This is a genomic window from Streptomyces sp. NPDC086549 (genome assembly GCF_044746205.1).
Taxonomy (GTDB): Bacteria; Actinomycetota; Actinomycetes; order Streptomycetales; family Streptomycetaceae; genus Streptomyces.
This window is the reverse complement of record NZ_JBIVBS010000006.1, coordinates 253991-275635: the sequence shown is the minus strand read 5'-3', so window position 1 is coordinate 275635 and position 21645 is coordinate 253991. Positions and strand designations below refer to the sequence as shown.

At 70.1% G+C, this 21645-nt stretch carries 20 protein-coding genes; 17 read left to right on the top strand and 3 right to left on the bottom strand.

The genetic code is table 11. The features are described 5' to 3' along the window. Positions 1–242: 242 nt before the first annotated feature. Complete coding sequence (locus tag ACIPSA_RS21520) at positions 243–1262, bottom strand: serine hydrolase (RefSeq protein WP_402637328.1); 1020 nt, start codon at positions 1260–1262, stop codon at positions 243–245. A 150-nt stretch (positions 1263–1412) separates the two neighbouring features. On the opposite strand from ACIPSA_RS21520, the gene ACIPSA_RS21515 reads away from it, so the two are divergent. Then, entirely contained in the window at positions 1413–2144 is a 732-nt protein-coding gene (locus ACIPSA_RS21515) for an SseB family protein (protein ID WP_402637326.1), read from the top strand. Between the two features lie 55 nt (positions 2145–2199). Here the strand turns inward: ACIPSA_RS21515 and ACIPSA_RS21510 are convergent, their stop codons facing one another. Then, positions 2200–2547 (bottom strand): DUF1844 domain-containing protein, encoded by a 348-nt coding sequence (locus ACIPSA_RS21510; protein WP_402637324.1) that lies wholly within the window; start codon positions 2545–2547, stop codon positions 2200–2202. A 396-nt stretch (positions 2548–2943) separates the two neighbouring features. On the opposite strand from ACIPSA_RS21510, the gene infC reads away from it, so the two are divergent. The 10 genes from infC to ACIPSA_RS21460 all read left to right on the top strand — a co-directional run bounded on the left by infC (position 2944) and on the right by ACIPSA_RS21460 (position 14119). Beyond that, the gene (infC, locus tag ACIPSA_RS21505; protein ID WP_402637728.1) at positions 2944–3633 is read left to right on the top strand and encodes a translation initiation factor IF-3; all 690 of its coding nucleotides are present in this window, start codon (positions 2944–2946) and stop codon (positions 3631–3633) included. 111 nt (positions 3634–3744) lie between these two features. After that, on the top strand, positions 3745–3939 hold the full coding sequence (rpmI, locus tag ACIPSA_RS21500; RefSeq protein WP_004933563.1) for a 50S ribosomal protein L35: 195 nt from the start codon (positions 3745–3747) through the stop codon (positions 3937–3939). A 141-nt stretch (positions 3940–4080) separates the two neighbouring features. Continuing rightward, a complete protein-coding gene (rplT, locus tag ACIPSA_RS21495; protein ID WP_232654097.1) occupies positions 4081–4464 on the top strand; it encodes a 50S ribosomal protein L20 in 384 nt (127 codons plus the stop codon). Positions 4465–4617: 153 nt separating this feature from the next. Beyond that, a complete protein-coding gene (locus tag ACIPSA_RS21490; protein WP_402637321.1) occupies positions 4618–5478 on the top strand; it encodes a TrmH family RNA methyltransferase in 861 nt (286 codons plus the stop codon). 90 nt (positions 5479–5568) lie between these two features. Continuing rightward, positions 5569–6705 carry an ATP-binding protein gene (locus tag ACIPSA_RS21485; protein ID WP_402637319.1) on the top strand — a complete coding sequence of 379 codons (1137 nt, stop codon included), beginning with the start codon at positions 5569–5571 and terminating at the stop codon, positions 6703–6705. A 126-nt stretch (positions 6706–6831) separates the two neighbouring features. Further along, complete coding sequence (pheS, locus tag ACIPSA_RS21480) at positions 6832–7953, top strand: phenylalanine--tRNA ligase subunit alpha (protein ID WP_402637317.1); 1122 nt, start codon at positions 6832–6834, stop codon at positions 7951–7953. Beyond that, positions 7953–10469 carry a phenylalanine--tRNA ligase subunit beta gene (pheT, locus tag ACIPSA_RS21475; RefSeq protein ID WP_402637314.1) on the top strand — a complete coding sequence of 839 codons (2517 nt, stop codon included), beginning with the start codon at positions 7953–7955 and terminating at the stop codon, positions 10467–10469. Before pheS ends, pheT begins: the two co-directional genes overlap by 1 nt. A 408-nt stretch (positions 10470–10877) precedes the next feature. Beyond that, positions 10878–11954: a PP2C family protein-serine/threonine phosphatase gene (locus ACIPSA_RS21470; protein ID WP_402637312.1), complete on the top strand. Its 1077-nt coding sequence runs from the start codon at positions 10878–10880 to the stop codon at positions 11952–11954. Between the two features lie 220 nt (positions 11955–12174). Continuing rightward, positions 12175–13515 carry a transcriptional regulator gene (locus ACIPSA_RS21465; RefSeq protein WP_402637310.1) on the top strand — a complete coding sequence of 447 codons (1341 nt, stop codon included), beginning with the start codon at positions 12175–12177 and terminating at the stop codon, positions 13513–13515. 67 nt (positions 13516–13582) lie between these two features. After that, on the top strand, positions 13583–14119 hold the full coding sequence (locus tag ACIPSA_RS21460) for an NUDIX hydrolase (protein ID WP_402637308.1): 537 nt from the start codon (positions 13583–13585) through the stop codon (positions 14117–14119). Here ACIPSA_RS21460 and ACIPSA_RS21455 read toward each other — a convergent pair. Next, positions 14116–14373, bottom strand: coding sequence for a hypothetical protein (locus tag ACIPSA_RS21455; RefSeq protein WP_402637306.1), 258 nt, complete (start codon positions 14371–14373; stop codon positions 14116–14118). The two genes, ACIPSA_RS21460 and ACIPSA_RS21455, sit on opposite strands and share 4 nt — an antisense overlap. Before the next feature lie 511 nt (positions 14374–14884). On the opposite strand from ACIPSA_RS21455, the gene ACIPSA_RS21450 reads away from it, so the two are divergent. Genes ACIPSA_RS21450 through ACIPSA_RS21425 form a run of 6 tightly spaced genes read left to right on the top strand, consistent with a single transcriptional unit; the run spans position 14885 to position 21518 of the window. Further along, positions 14885–15574 (top strand): 2OG-Fe dioxygenase family protein, encoded by a 690-nt coding sequence (locus ACIPSA_RS21450; protein WP_402637304.1) that lies wholly within the window; start codon positions 14885–14887, stop codon positions 15572–15574. A 6-nt stretch (positions 15575–15580) separates the two neighbouring features. Further along, positions 15581–16414: a class I SAM-dependent methyltransferase gene (locus ACIPSA_RS21445; RefSeq protein WP_402637302.1), complete on the top strand. Its 834-nt coding sequence runs from the start codon at positions 15581–15583 to the stop codon at positions 16412–16414. Next, positions 16411–17787, top strand: coding sequence for a diaminopimelate decarboxylase family protein (locus ACIPSA_RS21440; protein WP_402637300.1), 1377 nt, complete (start codon positions 16411–16413; stop codon positions 17785–17787). The genes ACIPSA_RS21445 and ACIPSA_RS21440 overlap by 4 nt, the downstream gene beginning before the upstream one ends. After that, on the top strand, positions 17784–19067 hold the full coding sequence (locus tag ACIPSA_RS21435) for an MFS transporter (protein WP_402637298.1): 1284 nt from the start codon (positions 17784–17786) through the stop codon (positions 19065–19067). The genes ACIPSA_RS21440 and ACIPSA_RS21435 overlap by 4 nt, the downstream gene beginning before the upstream one ends. Beyond that, positions 19064–20341, top strand: coding sequence for an ATP-grasp domain-containing protein (locus ACIPSA_RS21430; RefSeq protein WP_402637296.1), 1278 nt, complete (start codon positions 19064–19066; stop codon positions 20339–20341). The genes ACIPSA_RS21435 and ACIPSA_RS21430 overlap by 4 nt, the downstream gene beginning before the upstream one ends. Continuing rightward, a complete protein-coding gene (locus ACIPSA_RS21425; RefSeq protein WP_402637294.1) occupies positions 20334–21518 on the top strand; it encodes a GNAT family N-acetyltransferase in 1185 nt (394 codons plus the stop codon). The genes ACIPSA_RS21430 and ACIPSA_RS21425 overlap by 8 nt, the downstream gene beginning before the upstream one ends. The last annotated feature ends 127 nt before the right edge of the window (positions 21519–21645 follow it).

Genomic DNA, 21645 nt, shown 5'->3' with positions numbered 1-21645 from the left:
GATCTCATCGCGCCGTCCGGGGCCGGGGTCTGCCTCGTGGGACGACTGGCCCCGACTGCCTTGTTCAGGTTCTGTCGACCCTGGTCCCAGGCGGGGCACCAGCCGCGCCGTTTCAGTTGGGGCTGCTGGGCGGCTGAGCGAGGTTGTTCGAGGCCGTGCCGGTCGGTGGACATGGTGAGGGCCCGACGCGGGGTCGGGTTCTCCAAGGTTCTTGAGTCGGTACCGTCACCCGTGACGCTCTGTCAGCGGGCTTCAGTCGATTCGTCGGTGACGGCCTTGGATGAGGTCGACGCCGAGCCCCCGGTGAATGCCGACACGGCCGCCTTCGCCGCCGACTCGACCAGGGAGATGCCCTTCGCCTGCGAGGCGCTGCCGTTCGACAGGACGGCCACCAGGTAGGCGGTGCCGTCGACCGTCACGCGCCCGATGCTGTTGACGTCCCACAGCCCCGTCGTACTACGCGCCAGCCAGCCGTTCTTCAGCGCGGGGGCGGCGCCGCCCGACGCGGCCGAGACACCCCACTGCTGGTCGGACTCGATGTTCTTCATCAGTCCCTGGAGATACGCCCGCGAGGCCTCGCTCAGCTTGGAGTCGTCCCCGAACACCTGCTGGAGCAGGACGAGTTGGTCGGCTGCCGTGGTCTGGGTCAGCCCCCACAGCGCGCCGTCGCCGCCGGCCGTTCCCGTGAGCCCGAAGCGCTTGTTCGCCGCGTCGAGCCCGTCCGCCTGGCCGATGGTGTCCCACAGCGCCGTCGCGGAGACGTTGTCGCTGTTCTCGATCATCTTCGTGGCGTACGCCTTCTCGGTCGCCGTGAGGTGCCGTCCGGCGTCCTGCGCCTGGAGCAGCAGCGTCGCCAGGATGTCGACCTTGACGATGCTCGCCGTGTCGAAGGCCCCGTCGCCATAGGCGGCGCTGTCGCCAGAGTCCAGACTCAGCACCGCGGCCGACACCTTGGCGGCGGCCGGCACGGTCACCGACTTCATGGCCTTGGCCAGCAGCGCGACACGGTCCACCGCCGGTTCCGCCACGGGTTCCACCGATTCCTCCCCGCTCGCCGAGGCCGATGCCGAGGCCGAGGAAGAGGACGAAGGCGACGGCGACTTCGCCGAGGATACGGGGTCCGAGTGCGCCCGCGCCTTCACGTACACCGTTCCGCCGGCCGTGACTCCGGCTATGGCTACGGCCGCGAGCGCGATGTGGATGAGCGGACGGCGCCGGGACGGAAGAGCGCGACGGCGACGGCGGCCTCTGGAAGACACCATGCCCGCGATGCTCGGGTCACGGACTGTGTGCGCCGTTAGACGAAAGTGAGAAGCTCGTCAGGGAAATCTGAGATTCCGGTGAATCCGGTGACCACCGTGTTTCGGGGGCCGCACAAGCCCAGCAGCATCCCCCCTATAAGGTCGGGGACCGTGGTGAACAAGAACATTCCCGACCCTGGCTACTCCGACGACGACGGCTCCGCCGATCCGCGGCTGAGCGCAGCGCTCACCGCATGGGCCGAGGACCGCACCGCCGTGGGCCCCGTCCTGGAGGCGCTCAAGGGTGCCCGGCTGCTCGTCCCGGTCGTGGCCGTCCTCGGCGAGGTCGAGGAGGACGAGAACGGGCTGCGCCGTGAGAAGACCAGTGACATGGCCGTGCCCACCCTGAAGGCCGGCCACCGCACCGCCCTGCCGGCCTTCACCTCCACCGACTCCCTGGCCCGCTGGGACCCGCAGGCCCGCCCCGTCGCCGTACCCCTGCAGCAGGCCCTGCAGGCCGCCGCGCACGAGAAGGCGGACACGGTCGTGCTGGACATGTCGGGTCCGGTGCCGTTTGAGCTGACCGGCCCCGCGCTGCTCGCGCTCGCCGAGGGCCGCACGACGACCGACCCGCTCGCCGACCCGGCCGTCGTCGAGGCCGTCCGGGCTGCCGTGGCCGCGGAGTCCGCCGTGCTGCGCGCCCACCTCGGCCCCGGGCAGGCCGACGGCACCCTCGCCCTGGTGCTCGACCCGGACGCCGTCCCGGCCGAGGCCGCCCGTGCCGTCGCCGGGCGCCTCGCGGCCGACGAAACACTCAGGGCCCGCCTGGTGCACGGCCTCGACCTGGCACTGCTGCCGGCCGGGACCACGCCTCCGGGCGAGCCCCTGTACGTACGCGGATGACATCTGGGCGGATGACGCGTACGGGGATGACGCATACGTCAACGAACTCGACGAGCTAGCCGTAGACGGGACCGGTGTACTTCTCGCCGGGGCCCTGGCCCGGCTCGTCCGGGACGATCGACGCCTCGCGGAACGCCAGCTGCAGCGACTTCAGGCCGTCGCGCAGCGGCGCGGCGTGGAAGGAGCTGATCTCGGTCGCGCTCGCGTCCAGCAGACCGGCGAGCGCGGTCACCAGCTTGCGGGCCTCGTCCAGGTCCTTGTGCTCGTCGCCTTCCTCGGTCAGGCCGAGCTTCACGGCCGCGGCGCTCATCAGGTTGACGGCGACCGTCACGATCACCTCGACCGCGGGGACCTCGGCGATGTCGCGGGTCATGGAGTCGAAGTCGGCGGGGGTCTCACTCATGCTCCACACGATAGGGGCACGGCGGGTGAGCTCCCCACCTGGCCCTGATTAGCCCTTGCCGCCCTATGCTGCTAACCTTGTGTGACGACCGGCCGGACAGGCACGCCACCCGGCGAGCAGGCCCGGCCCACAAGTGGAGGCTCCGATTCTCCCACCTGACCGTCCTCCGGGACGGCGGGTCACCCCGGTCAGGCGGCCACCACCGTTCCGTACGGACGGTGGAGTCGTCCGAAAGCGCGCCCCGCGATCCATCGCGGCGGTGCTCCGGCAGTGTTTTGGAGCCCCGCCTGTGAATCGGCCGGGGCATTTTTCGTGCTGCGGTGCGGTTAGGTCCTACGAAAAGAGACGTACGCGGCTGTCCGCCAGACCGCCGTATGGTGCTACCGAGGAGGATCCATCAGCACCGAGCCCCGCATCAACGACCGGATTCGCGTTCCCGAGGTGCGACTTGTCGGTCCCAGCGGCGAGCAGGTCGGGATTGTCCCGCTTGCCAAGGCCCTGGAGCTTGCGCAGGAGTACGACCTCGACCTGGTCGAGGTCGCGGCGAGCGCCCGTCCGCCGGTCTGCAAGCTCATGGACTACGGGAAGTTCAAGTACGAGTCGGCCATGAAGGCCCGTGAGGCGCGCAAGAACCAGGCGCACACGGTCATCAAGGAGATGAAGCTCCGGCCGAAGATCGACCCGCACGACTATGACACCAAGAAGGGTCACGTCGTCCGGTTCCTCAAGCAGGGCGACAAGGTCAAGATCACGATCATGTTCCGTGGTCGCGAGCAGTCCCGGCCCGAGCTGGGCTACCGACTGCTGCAGCGCCTCGCGGAGGACGTCCAGGACCTCGGTTTCGTCGAGTCGAACCCGAAGCAGGACGGCCGCAACATGATCATGGTTCTCGGTCCGCACAAGAAGAAGACCGAGGCCATGGCCGAGGCCCGTCAGGCGCAGGAAGCCCGCAAGGCGGAGGCGAAGGCCAACCCGGGCCGCTCGCAGAACGCCGCGGACCTCCAGGACGCCGAGACCGCCGAGGCCCACGAGGCCTCTGCCGAGGCTCCCGCCGAGGCCCCTGCCGAGGCTCCCGCCGAGGCGTGATCCCGGGGGGCGTGAGCTCCCAGGATGTAACCGATACAAGAGCGACGCTCCACCGTGCCCGGTTTTCGTGACCGGGCACCGGAGCGCCACCGACGAGGAGAGAACGGCGCTATGCCGAAGAACAAGTCGCACAGCGGTGCCAGCAAGCGCTTCAAGGTCACCGGCTCCGGCAAGGTGCTCCGTGAGCGCGCCGGCAAGCGCCACCTGCTCGAGCACAAGTCGTCCCGCGTGACGCGTCGCCTCACCGGCAACGCCGAGATGGCCCCGGGCGACGCCGCGAAGATCAAGAAGCTTCTCGGCAAGTGACGCACCGGCGCTCGATCGGCCGAGTTCGAACGTCTCATCGTTTGATCGTCCGATCGATCCGCGCCGTACGTCAGGACCGGGACCCATTCGATTCCGGGCCGCGTGACGACAACCGCGGCCCCGCTACAAGGAGTTAAACAAGTGGCACGCGTCAAGCGGGCAGTCAACGCCCACAAGAAGCGCCGGGCGATCCTCGAGGCGGCCTCCGGCTACCGTGGTCAGCGTTCGCGCCTGTACCGCAAGGCCAAGGAGCAGGTCACCCACTCGCTGGTCTACAACTACAACGACCGCAAGAAGCGCAAGGGCGACTTCCGTCAGCTGTGGATCCAGCGCATCAACGCCGCTGCCCGCGCCAACGGCATCACGTACAACCGCTTCATCCAGGGTCTGAAGGCCGCGAACGTCGAGGTCGACCGCAAGATCCTGGCCGAGCTGGCCGTCAACGACGCCACCGCGTTCGCCGCGCTCGTCGAGGTCGCCCAGAAGGCGCTGCCGGCGGACGTCAACGCCCCGAAGGCGGCGTGACGCCCCACCGGCTTCAGCCGATGTGACTGAAGGACCCGCAGGCTGCGATGGCCTGCGGGTCCTGCTGTTGCCGCAACGGTGCTCCCCCGGGCTCTCCGGGCAGGGGGACCTCCGCACCGTTCAAGAACAACTGAGCTTCCGAAGGTGAACCCCATGCCCCCCGCCACCCCCGAGCTGATCTCCGCCCGCTCCGCGCGCGTGGCCGCCGCCCGGCGGCTGGCCAGGCGGAACTTCCGGGGCAAGGACCGGCTCTTCCTCGCGGAGGGGCCGCAGGCCGTGCGGGAGGCGGCGGCGCACCGTGTGGACGGAGCCGCCACGCTCGTCGAGCTGTTCGCCACCGTCGAGGCCGCGGAGCGGTACGCCGACATCGTGGGGGAGGCCCGGACCGCCGGGGCCCGGGTCCACCTCGCCTCCGAAGAAGTGATCGCCGACATCTCCACCACCGTCACCCCGCAGGGGCTCGTCGGAGTGTGCCGGTTCCTCGACACGGGCTTCGAGGACATCCTCAAGGCCCGCCCCAAGCTCGTCGCCGTCCTCGCGCACGTACGGGACCCCGGCAACGCCGGCACCGTGCTGCGCTGCGCCGACGCCGCGGGCGCCGAGGCGGTCGTCCTCACCGACGCCTCCGTCGACCTGTACAACCCCAAGGCCGTCCGTGCCTCCGTGGGCTCGCTGTTCCATCTGCCCGTCGCCGTCGGCGTCCCCGTCGAGCAGGCCGTCGAGGGCCTCAAGGAGGCCGGCGTGCGCATCCTCGCCGCCGACGGGGCCGGTACCGACGACCTCGACGACGAACTCGACAAGGGGACCATGGGCGGGCCCACCGCCTGGGTGTTCGGGAACGAGGCCTGGGGGCTCCCGGAGGAGACGCGCGCGCTGGCGGACGCCGTCGTGCGTGTCCCGATCCACGGAAAGGCCGAGAGTCTGAACCTGGCCACCGCCGCCGCCGTATGTCTCTACGCGTCGGCCCGTGCACAGCGCGCCTCCGGAGGGTGCCGCTCCGTCACCGAGAGCTAGTAGGGTGACCAGCTCGGGGGCCTTCCCTCGAGCTCTCGGCTGCGCGCGAGCAGGGGGACCCCCATGCCGACTGAGAGGTGGAGTGCGGGGATGAGTGTCGGCACGAGCAGTGCGCCGGGAGAGCGTGATGTACGCCGTGTCCCCGCGCCCCGGCACGGTGATCTCGCCGGACTCGGCATCGACCCCGACGAACTGCCCGACGGCCTCGTGGTCGCCGACGAGCACGGGCACGTCATCTGCTTCAACGCCGCGGCCGCCCGCATCACCGCCGTCTCCCCGGCCGACGCCCTCGGCCGCCGTCTGGAGAAGGCCCTGCCCCTGGAGGACCTGGAGGGGCGGCGCTGGTGGCAGCTCACCGATCCGTACGGCGGGCTCGCCATCCGGGTGGGACAGCCCGAGCGCAACCTGCTGCTGCCCGGAGGGCGGGAGGTCCTCGTGTCGGCCCGCTACGTCCGGACCGTGCCCACCGGGCCGGTCCGCCGCGTCGTCGTGTCCCTGCGCGACACCGAGGCACGGCGCCGCACCGAGCGCAGCCACGCCGAGCTGATAGCCACGGTCGCCCACGAGCTGCGCTCCCCGCTCACCTCGGTCAAGGGCTTCACCGCCACACTGCTCGCCAAGTGGGAACGGTTCACGGACGACCAGAAGCGGCTGATGCTGGAGACCGTCGACGCCGACGCCGACCGGGTCACCCGGCTGATCGCCGAGCTCCTGGACATCTCCCGCATCGACTCGGGACGGCTGGAGGTGCGCCGCCAGCCCGTGGACATGGGCGCGGCCGTCGGGCGGCACATCCAGGCGTACGTCGCGGCCGGGCAGCCGGCCGACCGGTTCCTGCTGCGCATCGAGCAGCCGCTGCCCGACCTGTGGGCCGACCCCGACAAGGTCGACCAGGTCCTCAGCAACCTGCTGGAAAATGCCGTGCGGCACGGCGAGGGAACCGTCACGATTGACGTCACGCCGTCGGCGTCCCCCCGGGAGGGAGAGGACGTCGGTACGTCGGTCACGGTGAGCGACGAGGGGCCCGGCATCCCGGAGGAGTCCATGAACCGCGTCTTCACCCGCTTCTGGCGGGGCAGCAAGCGCGGCGGCACGGGCCTCGGGCTCTATATCGTCAAGGGCATCGTCGAAGCTCACGGCGGCACCATCACGGTCGGCCGCGCCCCCGCAGGCGGCGCTGAGTTCCGATTTACGTTGCCCGTGGGCGCCCCGGCGTATCTCGCCTGACGGCCCACGGGCGCATTCGTACACCTCCACCCCGTTAGACTCGGCCTTTGGCACCTTTGTGTCCTGCACACGGCCCTGAACCGGTCACGGGGACCATCCGCCAGCCAATCGGAAGCACGGGAAGAGATGTCGGCACCGAATAAGTCGTACGACCCTGTCGAGGTCGAGGCGTTGAAACCGGAAGAGATCGAGCGCATGCGGGACGAGGCGCTCGCCGCCTTCGCCGCCGCGGACTCCCTCCATGCGCTCCAGGAGGCCAAGGTCGCCCACACCGGCGGCACCTCCCCGCTCGCCCTCGCCAACCGCGAGATCGGCGCCCTGCCCCCGCACGCCAAGGCCGCCGCCGGCAAGGTGGTCGGTCAGGCACGCGGAGCGGTGAACAAGGGCCTCGCCGCCCGCCAGGCCGAGCTGGAGGCCGAGCGCGACGCCCGCGTGCTGGTCGAGGAGGCGGTGGACGTCACGCTGCCGTACGACCGTGTACCGGCCGGCGCCCGCCACCCGCTGACCACGCTCTCCGAGCGCATCGAGGACGTCTTCGTCGCCATGGGCTACGAGGTCGCCGAGGGCCCCCAGGTCGAGGCCGAGTGGTTCAACTTCGACGCCCTCAACATCGGCCCGGACCACCCGGCCCGCGGCGAGGCCGACACGTTCTTCGTGCAGGGCCCCCAGGGCGGCACCGAGTCCGGCGTCGTGCTGCGCACCCACACCTCGCCCGTGCAGATCCGCTCGCTGCTCGACCGCGAGCTGCCCGTGTACGTGATCTGCCCCGGCCGCGTGTACCGCACCGACGAGCTGGACGCCACGCACACCCCGGTCTTCCACCAGGTCGAGCTGCTCGCCGTCGACGAGGGCCTGACCATGGCCGACCTCAAGGGCACCCTGGACCACATGGTCCAGGCCCTGTTCGGTGAGGACATGAAGACCCGGCTGCGGCCGAACTTCTTCCCGTTCACCGAGCCGTCCGCCGAGATGGACATGGTGTGCTACGTCTGCCGCGGCGAGTCCGTCGGCAACCCCGACCGCCCCTGCCGGACCTGCTCCAGCGAGGGCTGGATCGAGCTGGGCGGCTGCGGCATGGTCAACCCGAAGGTGCTGGCCGCCTGCGGCGTCGACCCGGAGAAGTACAGCGGATTCGCCTTCGGGTTCGGCATCGAGCGGATGCTGATGTTCCGCCACAACGTCGAAGACATGCGAGACATGGTCGAGGGTGACGTCCGGTTCACCCGGCCGTTCGGGATGGAGATCTGATGCGGGTCCCGCTTTCTTGGCTGCGGGAGTACGTCGACCTGCCGGCGACGGAGACCGGCCGTGACGTCCAGGCCAAGATCATTTCATCGGGTCTTGAGGTGGAGACCGTCGAGCACCTCGGTGCCGACCTCAAGGGCCCGCTGGTCGTGGGCCAGGTGCTCACCATCGAGGAGCTGACGGAGTTCAAGAAGCCGATCCGCTTCTGCACCGTCGACGTCGGCGATGCCAACGGCACCGGCGAGCCCCAGGAGCTCATCTGCGGCGCCCGTAACTTCCAGGTCGGCGACAAGGTCGTCGTGGTCCTCCCCGGTGCCGTGCTGCCCGGCGGCTTCGAGATCGCCGCGCGCAAGACGTACGGCAGGACGTCCCACGGCATGATCTGCTCCACCGGTGAGCTGGGCATGGGCGACGACGGCAGCCACGGCATCATCGTGCTGCCCCCGGAGACCGAGGTCGGCAAGGACGCGATCGAGCTCCTGGAGCTGGTCGACGAGGTCCTCGACATCGCCGTCACCGCCAACCGCGGCGACTGTCTGTCGATCCGCGGTGTCGCCCGCGAGACCGCCATCGCCTACGGCCTGCCGCTGCGCGACCCGGCGCTCATCGACGTGCCCGGCCCGAACGCCTTCGGCTACCCGGTCCAGGTCTCGGACCCCATGGGCTGCGACCGCTTCACCGCCCGCACCGTCACCGGCCTGGACCCGGAGGCGCGCTCCCCGATCTGGCTGCAGCGCCGTCTGCAGAAGGTCGGCATGCGCCCGATCTCGCTCGCCGTCGACATCACCAACTACGTGATGATGGAGCTCGGCCAGCCGCTGCACGCCTACGACCGCAACCTCGTCCAGGGCACCATCGGCGTGCGCCGCGCGCAGGAGGGCGAGAAGCTCGTCACCCTCGACGGCGTCGAGCGCAAGCTGCACGCCGAGGACCTGGTGATCACCGACGACCGCGGCCCGATCGGCCTGGCCGGTGTCATGGGCGGCGCGAACACCGAGATCGCCGACCACGACGACGTCGAGAACGCGAGCACCGAGGTCGTCATCGAGGCCGCGCACTTCGACCAGATCGCGATCGCCCGCACGGCCCGCCGCCACAAGCTGTCCTCCGAGGCGTCCAAGCGCTTCGAGCGCGGTGTCGACCCGCAGGCGGCCTCCGCGGCCGCCCAGCGCACGGTCGACCTGCTGGTGCTGCTCGCGGGCGGTACCGCGGACGCGGGTGTCACCGAGGTCATCGCCCCCTCCGCGCCGCACACCATCACCGCGCCGGCCGACCACCCGGACAAGGTGGCGGGTGTCGAGTACGGCCGCGAGACCGTCGTACGGCGGCTCCAGGAGATCGGCTGCGACGTGTACGGGCAGGACGAGCTGATCGTCACCGTCCCGTCCTGGCGGCCCGACCTCGTCGAGGCGAACGACCTGGCGGAGGAGGTCATCCGCCTGGAGGGCTACGAGAACCTGCCCTCCACGCTGCCCAAGCTCCCCTCGGGCCGCGGCCTGACCCACCGGCAGCGTCTGCACCGCCGCGTCGGCCGTGCCCTGGCGGGCGCGGGTTACGTCGAGGCGCCGAACTACCCGTTCATCGCCGAGCAGGTCTTCGACCAGTTCGGCCTGGACGCCGACGACCCGGCCCGTCGCGTCGTGAAGCTGACGAACCCGCTCAACGACGAGGAGCCCGCGCTCCGTACGTCACTGCTGCCGGGTCTGCTCGGCGCGCTGCGCCGCAACGACGGCCGCGGCACGCACGACCTGGCGCTGTTCGAGACCGGCCTGGTCTTCCTCCCGCGCGAGGAGCAGAAGGCCGCCGCGAACCTGCCCGTCGACCGGCGTCCGACCGACGAGGAGCTCGCCGGGCTGAACGCCGCACTGCCCGCGCAGCCGCGCCACGTCGCCGTCGTCCTCGCGGGCGCCCGCGAGCAGGCCGGCTGGTGGGACAAGGGCCGCCCGGCCGACTGGGCGGACGCGGTCGAGGCCGCCCGCACGGTCGCCCGTGAGGCGGGCGCCGAACTGATCGTCCGCAAGGGCCAGTACGGTCCGTGGCACCCGGGCCGCACCGCCGAGCTCGTGATCGTCACCGACGGCACCGAGCGGGTCGTGGGCCACGCGGGTGAACTGCACCCGCGGGTCCTGAAGGCCCTCGGCCTGCCCGACCGCACCAGCGCGATGGAGCTGGACCTGGACGCGCTGGAGGAGGTCGGCGACGGCACCCCGCAGGCGCCGAGCATCTCCGCGTTCCCGGTCGCCACGCAGGACGTCGCCCTGGTCGTCGACACCTCGGTCCCGCACGCGGACGTCGAGACCGCGCTGCGCGAGGGGGCCGGTGACCTGCTGGAGGCCATCCGGCTGTTCGACGTGTACGAGAGCGCCGAGCAGCTGGGCGAGGGCAAGAAGTCGCTCGCCTACGCGCTGCGCTTCCGCGCGTCCGACCGCACGCTGACCGTGGACGAGGCCTCCGCGGCCCGTGACGCGGCGGTGGCGCTGGCCGCCGAGCGGACCGGGGCGGTGCTCCGCGGGGCGTGATCCCAGGACGCGGGAGGGGGCGGGTCCGGTACTCCGGACCCGCCCCCTTCTCAGTTGTGACCTGCATAAATGCATGCGCCGGAGAATGCTCACTCATTCGGGTGAGAACCCGGGGCGATCCGGCCGTGTCGAGTCATGACATCGCAAGAATCGGACCGGCCTTTCGGGGTCGGTCCGTCTGCTCTGTCAGGGCCTACATGGGGGGCCATCGGCATGATCCGTATCAAGGCTGGGGTCCCCCACGGGAGGCGGCCCCGGACGCACTCACGGGGACCCGAGGGGCAGGCGCTGCGGGCATGGGTCCGAACCCGTGCCCGTCGGCCCTGCCGCACGTTCCGCCGGAGAAGCGTCCGCCACCCGGACCGCGGGGGCGACCGCCCCGCCGTACGGAAGCCCGAGCGTCGGCCGTTGCGCCGCGTACTCACCCTGGGGCTGCCCACGGTGTGGGGTGCTGTGGCGATCACGTTCAAGTTCGGCTGCCCGCTGGCCCAGCAGGACGGGCTCGGCGCGCGGATCGTCACCAGCGCCGTGTTCTTCGCGGTCGGCACCGGGCTGATATTCCACGTCCGCCGGGCGCCGCTGCGCGAGCTGAGGCAGGTCCGCAAGGTCGCGGGCGCCGCACAGAGCGTGCTGCTGCGGCCGCTGCCCCCGCGCCTCGACGGCCTGGGCCTCGCCGCCGCCCAGCTCTCCGCCGACCGCGGCGCGGCCATCGGCGGCGATCTGTACGAGGCGGTCGCCACCGAACACGGGGTGCGGGTCGTGATCGGCGACGTGCGCGGCCACGGACTGCCCGCCATCGGCACGGTGGCCGCCGTCCTGGGCAGCTTCCGCGAAGCGGCGCACGACGAGCCGGAACTCGGCTCAGTGCTACGGCGCCTGGAGCGCGCGTTCGCCCGTCATCTGCGCGAACGCGCCCGCGCGGAACACCCCTGCGGTGGCCAGGACCCCGACCATCTGGCCGCCGAGGAATTCGTCACCGTGCTCCTGCTGGAAATCCGCAGCGACGGAGAGCTCCGCGCCCTCAACTGCGGCCACCCCTGGCCGTACCTGCTCAGTGCCCACGGCGTCGACCACCTCGCCCGCGCCGAACCCCTGCCGCCCCTCGGCCCGTTCCCGCTGCCCCGAGACCCGGCCGCCATACGCTGCGGCCACCTGCTCCTCGGCGAGTCCCTGGTCCTGTACACGGACGGCGCGGAGGACGCGAGGGACACCCACGGCACGTTCTTCTCTCTGCCGACCGTGCTGACGGAGGCGACCCGCGACCAACAGGCCTCACCCCAGACAATCCTGCGCAGGGTCTTCACCGCCCTGCTCCGGCACACAGGCGGTGACCCGACCGACGACATTGCCGTGCTGGTCCTCAGGAACGATCGAAACCAGCTGAAGTGCAACGAACCTTTAGGGGCGCGGGGCAGTGACACATGCGACTCCGCCGCGGGGGCGCGACCAGCCCCCACAAACCCGCAGCCGACAACGAACCGATAGATCCCACTCCTTGGTCGACCGGCCGAAGCCGACGGCCAGGCCACCGCACTGTATGAGGGGGAGCCGGCGGCCCGGCCGGCCTCTTGCGAGGCATTTCAGTCAACCGTTTGGAAACTCTCCGCAACAGTGCGCGCACAGCCTGGATTCGCGCACTCGCTTCACACCCCGTGTGAACGGAACCGCACTAGTCTGACGGCACCAGGCCACCCGGGGGGCATCCATGCAGCCCAACACTCTGCTCGACGCGATCCTGGACGAGGCCGGGATCTCGCACGCCGGTCTCGCCGCCCATGTCAACCAGGCGGGCCGGGCGCGGGGTCTCGCGCTCCGTTACGAACACACCGCCGTGGCGCGGTGGCTGAAGGGGCAGCGGCCGCGCGGTCAGGTACCCGACCTGATCTGCGAGGTGCTGGCCGGCCGCCTGCACCGGCCCGTCACGCTCGACGACATCGGCCTGGGCGTCCCGGGCGAGCCCTCGACGCCGAACGGCACCTCGCTGTCCGGCTTCGTGGAACGCGCCACCGCCCTGTGGCGCTCCGACGAACAGCAGCGCCCGCACATACTGGGCGCGCCCGCCGTCACCGGCACCCCGGCCGTGATGCCGGTGTGGGAGTGGGAGAACCCGCCCGAGGACGTGGACGTCTCCCGCGGTGGCAGACACCGGGTCACCTCGGCCGACATCGAGATGCTGCGTGCCGCCCGTGCCCACTACGAGCAGATGTACCGCAAGGCCGGAGGCATAGCGACGCGCACCCGCATAGTCGGCTTCCTCAACGCCGAGGCGGCCCCGCTGCTGCGCGGCAGCTACACCGACGCCACGGGCCGTCAACTGCACCGCGCCACGGGCGGGTTAGTGGCGATCGCGGGCATCTGCGCGTACGACTCCGACGCGCACGGCCTCGCCCAGCGCTACTTCCACCAGGCCCTGCGGCTGGCGAAGGCCAGCGGCGACCGGGGACTCGGGGCGTACGTCATCGCGCTGCTCGTCAACCAGGCGCTGTTCATGAGGGAGTACCGCCAGGCCGTCGCCTTCGCCGAGGCCGCGCTGCGCACCGCCGGCAAGCACATCACCCCCGCTCTCGCCTCGGACCTGTACGCGATGCAGGCCAAGGCGTACGCCCACCTCGGCGACGGCACGAGCGCGCTGTCCTGCATCCGGCGTGCCGAGACGGCCGCCGAACGCATCCGGCGCGGATACGAACCCGATGAGACCGGCTATGTCCAGCCGGGTCTGGTCAACGTCCAGGTGGCCGAGGCGCTGCTCAGCCTCGGCGAACTCGCGGCCGCCCGGGTGCATGCCGCGGCAGCCGTGGACAACCCCGCCCACGACCGGGGCCGGGTGCACCGGCTCGCCATGCTCAGCACGATCGAACTCCGCCAGGGCAATGCCGACAAGGCGGTGGCCACGGCCGTGCAGATGGCCGAGCAGGCCCGCGGAATGGAGTCACAGCGCCTGCGCGACAGACTCCGTGCGGTACGCGAGCACCTGGTGCGCAGCGGTGGTGCCGGAACCGCCGAAGCCGCCGAACTCATCGACGGCGCACTGCGCGTACCGCTGTAGAGGCCCGGTAGGCCTGAGGAGTCCCTGCTGCGATATTGCCACTTACTCGGCGGAAGGTGGCAGAACCGTGCAGTGGACGAAAAAGAACGAACAAACTGTGTATGAAAACCGCTGGTTCAGCGTCAATCTCGCAGATGTCGAGCTGCCGGACGGCCGGCACCTCGACCACTTCCTGATCCGGCTGCGGCCCGTGGCCGTGGCCACGGTGGTGAACGAGGCCAACGAAGTCCTCCTCCTGTGGCGCCACCGCTTCATCACGGACAGCTGGGGGTGGGAACTGGCCGCGGGCGTCGTGGAGGACGGTGAGGACATCGCCCGTGCGGCCGCCAGGGAACTCGAAGAGGAGACCGGCTGGCGGCCGGGGCCTCTGCACCATCTCATCAGCGTGGAGCCGTCCAACGGACTCACCGACGCGCGGCACCACATCTACTGGGCCGACGAGGGCGAGTACGTAGGGCATCCCGTGGACGACTTCGAGTCGGACCGCCGGGAGTGGGTCCCCCTCAAGCTCGTCCCGGACATGATCGCCCGTGGGGAGGTCCCGGCCGCCAACATGGCGGCCGCGTTACTCCTGCTGCATCACCTCAGGCTCGCCGATGCTTAGTGGGCCAGTGCCTGCCAGATCGTCACGACGAGTGCTCCCAGGGCCGTGAGCGCGGCGACCGAGGGCAACGGCCAGCGTGAGTGTTCCAGCGAGACCATGCGGGTGTTCAGCTCCTCCAGTTCCTTGGCGGCCTCCTTCGTGCGGTGCGTGAGCAGGGCCAGCCCACCCTCGACACGGGCGTACGCCACGTCGAGGCGTCGGCGTAACTCTGCGAGTTCTCCATGGACCACGGGATGCTCGGGATCGGCGGTCACGAGTCCGCTCCTTTCCGTAGTTGTCTCTCGTCCCTTGCATGCGCGTGAAGAGTCAACTCGCCTGGTGGACGCGTGGGGAGCGTGTGCGAAGGGCATATGCGTGCCAGGCGCGCACACGGTGTGTGAAAGACGCGGGCCCGGCACCGAAGTCCGGTGCCGGGCCCGTCCGAGCCAAAGGGTGACCCTGTGTAATCGGCTGGGACTGTACTCGCGAATCCATCGCCGCGTCCGGGCTGTCCACCCCCTGGGAACGGGACGGCGTCCCGAGATCCGCCACATGCTCGACGCGTTGACCACCACCGCCGCCAGAAATGACGCTCAGTCACCGATTGCGGTCAACTGGTCTGATTCATGGGGAAGTTACGTAACGTTAACCTTCCAGTGTGTCGAACTGCGGGTGTCACAACGCGCCATAAAGATCATTTCCCCGGTCGATCGGGTCTGCCTATAGTCACGCCACCGTTCGAGGGGCCCCAGGTTGCTCCTGGGGCTCGTGCATTGGGGGACTTTCATGGGCCTGAACCCACAAGGCTTCGCCATCATCGACACTCCGCCGCTGGACGACGAATCCCTGGCGCAGTTCGAGAAATTGCCGCTGGACCCTTACACGGGATCCACCCAGCGCTACCGCCAATTCTCCCAGTTCCGGCTCGTCCACGACGGCGAGTGGCGACTGGAGCTTCTGCCGCACCGTCACTTCGCCCAGCCCCGGCAGTACAACGACCTCGTCGGCGGACAGCTCCGTACGCTGGAGCCCCTGGCCGTCGACCCCTCCGCGCTGATCACAGCCGGAGCAGAGGCGCTGGATCTGGACAAGGACACGGAGTGGCAGCTCAACGTCCACCAGTGCAGGGTGGTCTCAACCCCCGACGTCGAAGGTGTAGCCGCTCCCGAGGGCCCTCACCGCGACGGCCATCACTACGGCATGGTCGCCGTCACCCGGCGCCACAACATCTCCGGTGGCGAGACACAGTTGATGCCGCTCGGCGGTGGTGAACCGTTCTTCCGCACCACCCTGCAGGACGGTCAGGCCGTCGTCTTCGACGACCGGATCATGTTCCACCACGTCACCGACATCGAGCACCTGACCGACGAGGGCGGTCACCGGGACGTCTGGCTGGTAGCAGTCAACTCGTGGGACAACCGACGTTACGGCGATGAGTACGAGGCCGAGGTCCTGAAGAGCAACGGTGAGGGCTGAGCGCACATGTCCCACCTCGATCTCACCAGCACGGACCTTCCTGACCGCAGCACGGCCGAGCACTACAACCGCATCGGCATCGGATACTCGTCCGTACGCCGCCCGGACAAGCGGTGGGCCGACATCATCCGCACCGCGCTGGGCGATGCCCGCACCGCCCTCAACCTCGGTGCCGGTTCCGGTGCCTACGAGCCGACCGACTTGCAGCTCGTGGCCGTAGAGCCGTCACTGGAAATGCGGAGCCAGCGCCTTCCGGACGCCGCTCCGTGCGTCATCGCCCGAGCGGAGTCGCTGCCGTTCGACGACCAGGCATTCGACGCCGCCATGGCCGTCCTCACTGTCCACCACTGGTCGGACCTGGAAGCCGGAATCACGGAGCTGCTCCGCGTCGCCCGCCGCTTCGTCATCGTCACCTATGACATGAACGTCCAGGCGGACTACTGGTTCACGCGGGACTATGTGCCGGAGATCGCACAGGCGGAGCGCTCACGTGTTCCGACACTGGAGCGCCTGACCTCACTGCTCGGTCCGTGCGACATCAGCGAACTGCCCGTCTGGCGCGACTTCACCGACGGCTTCATGACCGCGTTCTGGGCGCGTCCGGAGGCGTACCTCGATCCCGAGATCCGCCGCGCCTGCTCGGCCTTCTCGCTGACCGACCCGGAGGCGGTGGCGCGGGGTGTGTCCCGCCTGCGCGACGATCTCGCCTCCGGCGACTGGCAGCGCCGCCATGCCGACCTCGCGAACCAGGACCACATCGACGCGGGTTTCCGTCTCATCACCGGCACGTCTCCGTACGCCCAGCCGCAGCAGGGCGCGGGACAAGGAGGCGCAGCGTGAGCCGGGAATCGTCCGACGCGGCGCAGCCGGCCGCCTGGGACTACGACCGGTTGGTCCAGGTGGCCGACAGGCATGGCACTCCGGCGCAGGTACTCGATGTACGGCGGCTCGACCGGGCCGCCGATCATCTGCGGGAAGCGCTGAACGCGCTGACCAGGCCGGCACGCGCCTACTACTCGGTGAAGACGAACTACCTACCGTATCTGTGCCGTCGGCTCGCCGGCCACGGCATGGGCGCCGACGTCGTCTCCGGCTACGAGATGGAGGCGGCCCTCGCCGCCGGCTTCCCGGCTTCCAAGATGGTGTTCAACGGCCCGGTCAAGTACGAGGACGAAATGGCGGCCGCCCTCAGGCACGGTGTGCGGATCAACATCGACGCCGAGCACGAGATCGAGGCCGTGGAGCGGATGGCCGCCGAGACCGGACGTACAGTCGAGGTCGGGCTGCGAATATCACCCGGCATACCGGTCTCGACGTCGTCCGATCCCTCCTACCGCGCCCAGGCGGAGCGGGCGGCCCGCCGCACCCGGTTCGGCTGGCCGGCTGGATCGCCCCAGCTCGTCCGGCTTGTCGAGCGGATCGCCGACTGCCCGCATCTGTCTCTGACGGCCGTCCATGCGCACCTGAGCACCCAGATCCTGCACCACGACCTCATGCTCGCGGCTCTGGAGCGGGTCCTGGACGAGGCGGGCGCTCTCCACAGGAGGTTCGGGCTGAGCGAGGTCAACATCGGCGGTGGGTTCGGCGTACCGGGTATCCGGCGCCCTCGCTCCGGACCGCTTTCCGCGCTGTGGAGCCTCCAGGGCGGCGATCCTGCGCAGGGCGAGGAGCCGGTGCTGGATCTGGCCTCGCTGCTGTCGGACGTGGACAAGCTGATGCAGGACCGGAACCTGGACGGAGTGCCGCTCGCCTGCGAACCGGGTCGCTGGCTGGTGTCGGACGCCATGGTCCTGGTGACTCGGGTGATGTCGCGCAAGGAACTGCCGGAGGCAAACTGGCTGATCCTGGATGGCGGTCACAACATGGCACCGTGGGCCGGCACCGGGGAAGTCCACCGGCTGGTCCCGGTGGGCCGCGCGTTCTCGCCGGTCTCCCGCAACTGGTCGGTGGCCGGCCCGCTGTGCTACGAGAACGACATCCACGCCACCGCGGCGGACCTGCCCGAGGACGTTGCCGTCGGCGACCTGCTGTGCCTCCACGACACCGGTGCCTACTCGCTGGGCCGGAGCAACAACTTCATCCGGACCAGGGGGCCCGTTGTCGCCCTCGACGGGGACCGGGAGGAGGTCGTCTGGCGGGCCGAGACCACCGCGGACGTCTTCCATCTTGCCGACCCTGAGGGGCAGGCGACCACAGCGAGGACCTCACCTTGATCCGCGGTTACGCGGAGCTGATGAGGCTCCCGGGTGCGAGCGCGGCAGCGGTGCCTGGCGCGCTCGCACGCCTGGCGGGAACGATGGTGCCGATCGCCCTGCTGCTGGCTGTGGTCCAGACAGGGCACTCCTTCGCCGCGGGCGGAAGCGTCGGCGCGGCATACGCCGTCGGCAGTGCCGTGGGAAGCCCGGTCATCGGCCGGCTGATGGACCGGCGCAGCCCCACGCCGGTCCTGCGTATCACCGGCCCCCTGACCGGTCTCCTCCTGGCCGCTGTCGCGTTGGGGACACAGTCGGCTCCCACCAGAGTCCTGCTCGCATCGGCGTTCGCCGCGGGGCTGACCACCGCCCCGGTGGGCGCCTCCGCGCGAGCCCTGTGGAACGGCCTCACCGAGGACGCGGACCTGCGGAAGCGGGCCTACGCGTTCGAGGCGACGCTCAGTGAACTGCTCTTCATCGTCGGGCCATCAGTGGTCAGCGCCCTGGGGTGGTTGACCGGCGCTCGGGACGCCCTCCTGGTCACGGCGGTGCTGCTGGGTTCCGGTGCGCTCGGATACGGGCAGGCCGACGTCGTGCGCCGGCAGCGACCGCGGGCCCGGGAGTCCCTGGGCAGCACGTCTGTGCCGTCCCGGCGGCGCGGCGCGGCAGTACTGGCCGTGCTGGCGGCCATCTCCCTGACTGCCGCCCTGTCCACCGCGCTGGCAGTGGCGGTGACTGCGGCACTGGACGCTCAAGGAACGGCGACGGAACTGGCCGGAAGCCTTGTCGCGCTCCAGTCCGCCGGCAGCGTTCTCGGGGGGCTGGTCTACGGAGCCCGCAGCCCCGGTGGGAGCACCTTCGCCCGCTACCTGAGGCTGCTGATCGTCCTGACTGCCGGCCTCGCCACACTGCCGATCTTCACCGTCGCGCACCGTGCGGGCCTCGCGCCGGCGTGGGCCCTCGTCCTGCTGGGGGCCCTGCTGGTGCTCAGCGGTCTTCCCATCGCCCCGACCGGGGCGGAGGAGTTCCAGCTCATCGGAGAGATGACCCCTCAGCACAGGATGACCGAAGCCTTCGCCGGTGTCGGCAGCTTCATCGCGATCGGCGGGGCAGCGGGTTCCGCGCTGACAGGCGTAATCGCCGAGGGCCTCGGCCCGGCCTGGGCGCTCGGTCTGCCGGCCGTGTTCACGGCCGCCGCGCTCGTCCTGACGCTCGCCGCCCGCACCACCATCACATCCGCCGTCGCCGCCCGCGAGGCGGACCACTCGCCGTCCTACAACGCTGGAGAGCCACAGTCATGAGCAGCTCCCACGGTGTCTTCGCCGTCGTCGAAACCCAGTTGTCCAACTTCGGGCTGACCCCGCTCCGCGCGGCCCACGAACTGGGCTTCCGCACCGTGCTTGTGAGCAACGAGCCGGACCGCTACCGCGTGGTCAGCGTGGCGGAGGAGATCTTTGCCAAGCACGTCGATGACGTCATCGTGACGGACACCAACAGTGTCGACGCGGTCGCCGCGGCGCTGCAGCCCTTTCATGCCGAGGGTCACCTCCGCGGAGTCATGACAGTCACCGACTACAACCTCCCCATCGTCGCGGAGGTGGCCACTCGGTTCGGTCTGCCAGGGCTGTCCCCGCAGGCCGCCCTGAACTGCCGCGACAAGCTGCTCATGCGACGTGCTTGCCACGCGGCTGGAGTCGCGGTACCCGGGTTTCACCAGGCGACGAGCGAGGACAGCGCTCTCGCCGCAGCCGACCGCTTCGGCTACCCATGTGTGGTCAAGCCGATGACCGAGTCGGCGAGCATCGGCGTCACCCTGTGCCGTACACCCGCCGAAGTGCTCGCCGCATACCGGGACATCAGCTCCCGTCCCACGGACTTCCGCGGCCAACCCCGCCGCCCGGGCGCGCTGGTCGAGGAGTACCTCATCGGCTACGAGGTCAGCGTGGAGTCGGTCCTGGTGGACGGCGAACGACGGGTGCTGGGGGTCACGGACAAGGCGCTCGGCCCCCATCCCGCCTTCGTGGAGATGGGCGACACCTTCCCCTCAATGCTGTCGGCGCCGGTCCGCAAGCAGTGCGCCGATCTGGCGTGCCAGGCCCTGGAAGCGGTCGGACACGACTTCGGTGCCGCGCACGTCGAGGTCAAGGTGACCGCGGACGGGCCCCGCATCGTCGAGGTGAACGGACGCATGGCCGGCGCGGAAATCACTCAGCTCATCCGGGAGGCGACCGGGGTCTACCTGCAGCGCGAGTGCGTCAGACTGCACACGGGACAGCCCGCCGACCTCACCTTCACCCGTGACCGGGCCGCGGCCTCCCGCTACCTTGCGGCCCGGCGGTCCGGCACCCTGGCCGGCATCGGAGGCGTGGACCTCGCTCGACGGGTCCCTGGCGTGATCGAGGTGGACCTCGAAGTTCACCCGGGTGATCAGGTCCGCCCAGCCGACAGCAATCTCGACCTCCTCGGGTACGTCGTCGCGGTCGGGGACACCACGGGCGACGCAGTACGCCGCGCCGAGTCCGCGCTGGGTCAGCTCACCCCCCGATACGCCGACGAGGAGAGTCGCGATGACTGAGCTGGAGACGCGCCCCGCGGCCCTGGACGTGACCTGCTCACGAGACATCCAACAGGTTGACACGGCACGCTGGGACGCTCTGCTCGGCCCCCGGGGCTTCTACTCGGCGAGCCCTTGGCTTCGGCATGCGCAGGCCACCGCCGTCACGGCGCCGTACTACTTCACGGCCTCGCAGGGGCCCGAGCTGATCGCCGCCTTGCCGGCCTACCCGCTGGCGGCCGATACCCCCTACGTCTTCTGCAGTCCCGGTCGGGTCGTCGGTGCCATCCACCAGCAGGTGACTGGCCAATCCTCCCCGTGGACCGGCGAGCTGATGCCCGCCCTCGCCTGCGGGGGCCGCAACCCCTCCCACACGAGGGCCGGCGTGAACGGCACGGTTCCCGATGGCCTCCAGCACGAAGCCCTCCACGCCGTGGTCGCCGCCGCCGAACGGGAAGCGTCGAGCACGGGTCTGGAGACGGTGTCGTTCCTCTACGTCGACGAGGACGACACCCACCTGCGCTCCGTTCTCGAGGAACGGCAGTACGTGTCGCTGCCCGGCCAGACGGCCTACTCACTCAAGGTCCCCGAGGACGGCACCTTCACGGGCTACTTGGCGGGCTTGCGGTCACGGCGCCGCACGAGGATCCGGAAGGAGCTGCAGGTCCTGGCCGCCGCGGGAGTCTCCTACCGCACCCAGCCCATCACAGAGAAACTGATCGAGGAAGTGGCGCCCCTGGAGATGGAGCTCTACGCCAAGCACGGCACCCAGGCGGACGCGCAGGCGTTCCTGACCGTGCTGCGCAGCGTGGCGGCCAACACGGGTGACGCGGCGCGCATTACGACGGCACACCTTGACGGCAAGGTCATCGGTTTCGTCCTCACCTTCACCCACGGTGGACAGATCTACGCGCGCCAGGCCGGATTCGACTACGAGGCACAAGGCCGGCTTCCGGTCTATTTCGGTCTCGTGTACTACGAGTTGCTCCGTGTCGCACTCGCCGAGGGCATCTCGCACATCCACTACTCCACCGGCTCGGACACGGTGAAACTGTCCCGCGGCTGTGTACCGACACGGCAATACGCCTATGTCAAGAGCCGCCGGCCCGAACAGACGGCGCTGCTGTCCCGGCTGGCCCAGCGCTGTACCGGCGATCCGGCCGACACGGCATCCGGAAGTGAGCATGCCGATCGATAACTTCGTGCATACCGCGAGACAACCGACACCGGCCGTGCCTCGCTGATCCCACGCGCCGTGTCCGGCGACTCACGCCGGCGTACGTCCCCCGGCTGCTGGGCGCCGACACGTCACTCAGCAGCACGAA

Bases quoted from the DNA above. Each gene is read 5' to 3' on its own strand.
- ACIPSA_RS21520 (WP_402637328.1), bottom strand. From the start codon at position 1,262: ATGGTGTCTTCCAGAGGCCGCCGTCGCCGTCGCGCTCTTCCGTCCCGG.
- ACIPSA_RS21510 (WP_402637324.1), bottom strand. From the start codon at position 2,547: ATGAGTGAGACCCCCGCCGACTTCGACTCCATGACCCGCGACATCGCC.
- rpmI (WP_004933563.1), top strand. From the start codon at position 3,745: ATGCCGAAGAACAAGTCGCACAGCGGTGCCAGCAAGCGCTTCAAGGTC.
- ACIPSA_RS21490 (WP_402637321.1), top strand. From the start codon at position 4,618: ATGCCCCCCGCCACCCCCGAGCTGATCTCCGCCCGCTCCGCGCGCGTG.
- ACIPSA_RS21485 (WP_402637319.1), top strand. From the start codon at position 5,569: ATGAGTGTCGGCACGAGCAGTGCGCCGGGAGAGCGTGATGTACGCCGT.
- pheS (WP_402637317.1), top strand. From the start codon at position 6,832: ATGTCGGCACCGAATAAGTCGTACGACCCTGTCGAGGTCGAGGCGTTG.
- pheT (WP_402637314.1), top strand. From the start codon at position 7,953: ATGCGGGTCCCGCTTTCTTGGCTGCGGGAGTACGTCGACCTGCCGGCG.
- ACIPSA_RS21465 (WP_402637310.1), top strand. From the start codon at position 12,175: ATGCAGCCCAACACTCTGCTCGACGCGATCCTGGACGAGGCCGGGATC.
- ACIPSA_RS21450 (WP_402637304.1), top strand. From the start codon at position 14,885: ATGGGCCTGAACCCACAAGGCTTCGCCATCATCGACACTCCGCCGCTG.
- ACIPSA_RS21445 (WP_402637302.1), top strand. From the start codon at position 15,581: ATGTCCCACCTCGATCTCACCAGCACGGACCTTCCTGACCGCAGCACG.
- ACIPSA_RS21430 (WP_402637296.1), top strand. From the start codon at position 19,064: ATGAGCAGCTCCCACGGTGTCTTCGCCGTCGTCGAAACCCAGTTGTCC.
- ACIPSA_RS21425 (WP_402637294.1), top strand. From the start codon at position 20,334: ATGACTGAGCTGGAGACGCGCCCCGCGGCCCTGGACGTGACCTGCTCA.